This window comes from Bacteroides sp. HMSC067B03 (assembly GCF_001811315.1).
Taxonomy (GTDB): domain Bacteria; phylum Bacteroidota; class Bacteroidia; order Bacteroidales; family Bacteroidaceae; genus Bacteroides; species Bacteroides faecis.
The window spans coordinates 1-784 of record NZ_KV804414.1 but is presented as its reverse complement, the minus strand read 5'-3'; the positions used below and the strand labels follow the sequence as shown (position 1 = coordinate 784).

At 32.8% G+C, this 784-nt stretch carries 1 protein-coding gene; it reads right to left on the bottom strand.

Annotation, left to right across the window (positions count from 1 at the left end):
- Positions 1-39 precede the first annotated feature (39 nt).
- Positions 40-252: a hypothetical protein gene (locus tag HMPREF2794_RS29315; RefSeq protein WP_162533280.1), complete on the bottom strand. Its 213-nt coding sequence runs from the start codon at positions 250-252 to the stop codon at positions 40-42.
- Positions 253-784: the final 532 nt, after the last annotated feature.

Below are 784 nucleotides of genomic sequence, written 5' to 3'. Positions count from 1 at the left end.
ATTTTTAACTAAGGAATCAAATACTGATTCGGATAAATATTAAATTATGTGTTTTAAGAATCCGTTTAAAGATAAAGATGATATCTGTTTTTTTGCTGCTATAATTTGCACTGCTATAGCGAATGGGGTAGCAGTTGGATTACCTAAAAGTAATATTATAGGTTTGACTGCAATATTAGCATTTACTTTAAATATGTTTATAATGAAAAGAGGCATAAAAGGTATACCTCTGATTATATTAGCTATTATCATTATCTATTTTTATCTAATTAAATAAAAAGCGAACAGATTTGAGGCAAATTCGGTACGGAAAAGAATATATTTAGGCACGGATTACACGGATTAACACGGTTGTTTTACGTAATCATAGCACTAAAACCGTGAAATCCGTGTAATCCGTGCCTAATTCTCAATTTATAATTTTGTTCATTTCCGTGCGGAAAGAAACAAACTGAAAACAACCGGAGCTTCGGATTGATCCCCTATTTCATATAGAAATCAGCGGGATTGAGTAACTTCTACATAAAAGTTTTAGGGCATTCTATTGTCATCTGTCAGACTTTAGTGGTTAAAATGTTGTAATACAGTTATTTGTGTCATGACAATAAGCCTGATAATAAGGCTGACAATAGAAAACAGGTGTTTTATTGTCAGCCCATTACCCAAAGATAAATCCTGCGATTTAAATATCCTCTCTTTCTCTTTGCATTTTTTGAGCGCTCACTTTGCTTATGACAACTAATCAAAGTCGTTGTGCCATACCAGTAAAACAGTTGTGCCAACG

Coding starts and splice junctions, on each gene's coding strand:
- HMPREF2794_RS29315 (WP_162533280.1), bottom strand. CDS start 252: ATGATAATAGCTAATATAATCAGAGGTATACCTTTTATGCCTCTTTTC.